3 protein-coding genes are annotated in these 3965 nt (G+C 42.5%); all 3 read right to left on the minus strand.

Annotated elements, in window-relative coordinates; translation table 11 throughout:
* A partial coding sequence (locus tag LD39_RS09050; protein ID WP_035545419.1) for a solute:sodium symporter family transporter occupies nucleotides 1–917 on the minus strand: 917 nt, incomplete at its 3' end.
* A gap of 247 nt (nucleotides 918–1164) precedes the next feature.
* Entirely contained in the window at nucleotides 1165–3396 is a 2232-nt protein-coding gene (locus LD39_RS09055; RefSeq protein ID WP_035545420.1) for an alpha-galactosidase, read from the minus strand.
* Nucleotides 3397–3421: 25 nt separating this feature from the next.
* The coding region (locus LD39_RS09060; RefSeq protein WP_035545422.1) for a carbohydrate ABC transporter permease at nucleotides 3422–3965 on the minus strand (544 nt) is incomplete at its 5' end.

Raw genomic sequence — 3965 nt, forward strand, 5'->3', positions numbered from 1 at the left:
ATATTAAAAGCGATAATCCCCGGCAAGATCAAGAATACAGGGCCGAGCAGCTTAAGAAATGCCGCAATCAGAACTCCTTTTTGACCTTCCTTCAAGTTCTTCGCAGCAATTGCCCGCTGCATAATGTGCTGCGCTGTTCCCCAGTAGAACAAATTAACGAGCAGCATCCCTGTAAACATTGTTCCGAATGGGACTGGGCTTTCTGGTCCCCCTACAGAATTCAATTTCTCAGGGGAATTTTCTACAATCGTCTGAAATCCATTCGTGAAAGAACCATCACCAAGCACAAACAATCCGATAATCGGAATGAGCAATCCACCGATCAGCAACCCGACGCCATTGATCGTGTCGGATACAGCAACCGCTTTCAAACCACCGAAAATGGCGTAAATGGATCCAACAATACCGATTGCGAATACGGTTACCCAAAGACCACCAGTACGGCTTAATCCAAGAGCTTCAGGAATATTAAAAATCCCGTTTATTGCAACCGCTCCAGAGTAAAGAATCGGAGGCAGTAGATTGAATACATAGCCGAACAAAAAGAGGATGGTAACAATTTGCTTTGTTCCGAAATCATAACGATCTTCCAAGAAATCCGGAATCGTTGTGATTCCACCTTTTAAATACCTTGGAAGTAAGAAAAAGGCTACGACCACGAGAGCAATGGCAGATCCTACTTCCCACCCCATGACAGCGATCGTATCTGAATACCCTTGAGCGTTCAGTCCCACCAGCTGCTCTGTTGATAGATTTGTCAGCATCAAGGAACCTGCGATCACCCACGCCCCAAGATTCCTTCCGCCTAAAAAGTACCCGTCCTGGGTGTCTAAATTTTCTTTTCTTGTAAACCACCAAGAAATCAAAGCGACTAACGCTGTAAAAAATAGAAATGATGCAACAGTAAATAGACTCATAGTTGTCTCTCCTTCTGTAAGCGGAATCAAAATTGTGCATGAATTTATGAATGCGCTTTTTTATCTGTGTCTAATTGTAGCTGTCTATGTGTAAGCGTTTCAATGGTAAAAAATAAGTTTATTTATGCACTTTTTTGCTATACAGAAGGAGTGAACATTCATTGAATATAAGTTGAGTAGGCATTAAAAAACTAATTACCTTTGCTACCTTAAAAGTGAAATGCTAATCTTCACATTCTTTTTTTGCTTAATCATTCATTTTTTTTGCTTTGTTCCTTTCGAGCTCATAGACTAGAGATTGAAACGCACCGCCTCTTTCCGCCCCAGGATTCGCTCCATTAAATTCAGTTGGAAGCGTCAATCCACGCTCCATCAGTTCATCTCCGAAGTGGTTATTTCGACCATTAACCTTGTACTCAAAACCCTCATTAAGGCCCTTCAACTTGAGAATTCTATGTGCAGATGGGTTCGGTTGGTTCATCGGTTGATACCATCCTACAAGAGCCTTCGTTTTATCTTCACTTACTACCATCCATGCCGTAGCTAAACCTCTGAACGGACTCTTCAACCGGTAAAAATCACCCTGCTGAATTAAAGAGCGGTGTTTGGTAAAGAATCTGATTTGATCCTTCACTTCTTCTTTCTCCTCTTCTTGTAGCTGGGAAGGATCTAATTCATATCCAAATGTACCGAAATAAGCTACATCTCCACGGAATTTCAATGGCGTGCTTCTTAACGTCTGGTGGTTAGGTACAGCTGATACATGGGAACCCATTGATGACAGCGGATATCCTAATGACGTCCCATATTGGATCTTTAGTCGTTCTGCAGCATCGGTATCATCACTTGTCCATGCCTGAGGGGCATAGTACATCATCCCCAGATCAAAGCGGCCTCCACCTCCCGCACAGGATTCAAATAAGACATTAGGATAATTTGAGGTTAAACGATCATACAGTTCATACACACCTGTTATATAACGGTGAAAGAATTCCCCTTGATTTTCTACAGACGCTGCGTATGGCTCCGTGATATACCTGTTCATGTCCCATTTGATATAGTCGAGATCTGCTTCTTCTATAATGGATGACATTCTTTCATATAAATAGCTGACTACTTCAGGGTTTGCAAAATCCAGCACCCTCTGATTTCTTCCAAACGTATTTGCTCGTTTCAATGAACCTATCACCCAATCCGGGTGCTTCTTGATCAAATTACTCTCAGGGCTGATCATTTCAGGCTCAAACCATAGCCCAAACTGAAGCCCTTTCGCTTTGACGCTTTTAGAAAGCTCACCGATTCCCCGTGGCAGTTTCGACTCATCAACAAACCAATCACCAAGAGAAGTTGTATCATCGTTGCGGTTCCCAAACCATCCATCATCAAGGACGAATAACTCCACACCTAACTTAGAGGCTTCGGTCACAAACTCATCTAATTTCTCTTCATTAAAATCAAAATAGGTCGCTTCCCAATTGTTGATCAGCACCGGTCGTTCTTTTTCCATCCAGCTCGGATTGATAAGGTGTTTTCGCTGTAGGTCATGCAGAGATTGGCTGAGACCATTCAATCCTTCGTTTGTATAGGAAAGCACACTTTCCGGTGCCTGGAAGCTTTCTCCTGGTTGTAATAACCACTGGAAACCAGTAGGTTGAATTCCCATAGAAACCCTAGTCGTTTCATAGTGATCCACTTCTGCTTGAGCCAGGAAATTCCCACTATAAACCAGCTGCCAACCAAAAGCTTCGCCTTGATGCTCGGTTGTGTCTTCTCTTTGGAGAACAAGAAAGGGGTTATGCTGGTGAGAACTTGCTCCACGCAAACTTCCGATGGATTGAATTCCTTGCTCGAGCTTCCTCACTTTCACATGCCTTTCTCTTCCCCAGGCTCCCGAGAGATGAAGCATCTCATAATCCGCATCAGGAAGATCGAGCGTCGTAGACATTAAACGTTCGATCTTAGCTGGCTGGTGACCGTTATTGCTGACTTTTACACTTCTTGTGAGAACGGGGAGATCAGTGAATATCGAATAGGTTAAATCTGCGACTACACTAGATTCCCTATCTACTAAAGTAATCTTTAATGTGTCTACTTTTTCTTTTTCAGCAAAGGTTGCAGGCAGCCCCTTCAGTTTTGGCTTTCCTTTTATAACCTCAAACGAATCAAATACAAAATCAGATACAAACTCTCCTTGTTCGTCTACGATTATGGAAGCAGCTTCTCTGAAGTCCCCCTTTCCATGAACCGGGAACTCCTGTCTTACCGTCTCCAAAGAAAAGGAATGATCTTTTTCAAAAACATGAGTGGTTGAAGGGGCTGGGTTTTCATACGATTGGAAATACGTAAAGTCCTCTCGATGACGTAGCGCCTTCCCAGCATATAGATGTCCTAATTGACCATTTTTCATCACATGAAAGATATAACTGATCTGTCCATTGGATAAATGAAACTGCTGAAGTGCCTCATTTATATGAATCATTACTGTTTCACCCGCCTAACTTGAATTATTCTTTAACAGACCCTCCTAAAATTCCAGAAATGAACTGCTTTTGTAACAATAAGAAGAAAATCATAATTGGTAATGTAGATAACGTCGTTCCCATCATGACCTGACCGTAGTCTATACGTGACATACCGACAAGACTAGAGAGTGCGACTGGTAAGGTGTACATATCTTGAGACTGCAAGACTACTAATGGCCAAATGAAATTATTCCATTGGAACATGAATAGGAAAATTGCCACTGCAGCAAGTGCGGGCCTCATGACTGGGAGGACAATCCTGAAAAAGATATGGAATTCCCCCGCTCCATCTACTCGAGCAGCCTCAAGGAGTGAGTCAGGGATTGCCTGCATGTTTTGTCTCATTAAGAAAATAGCAAATGGATAAGCCACCTGTGGCAAAATGACCGCCTGGAAAGTATTCAGCCAGCCGACATTTGAAAAGATTTCAAATAATGGGATCAAGGTTACATGATACGGAATCATGATCGCCACTAACAGCATGAAGAAGATCGCATTTCTTCCTTTAAATTGGAACTTAGCGAAA

Source organism: Halobacillus sp. BBL2006, assembly GCF_000786645.1.
Lineage (GTDB): Bacteria > Bacillota > Bacilli > Bacillales > Halobacillaceae > Halobacillus.

Coding starts and splice junctions, on each gene's coding strand:
- LD39_RS09055 (WP_035545420.1), bottom strand. CDS start 3,396: ATGATTCATATAAATGAGGCACTTCAGCAGTTTCATTTATCCAATGGA.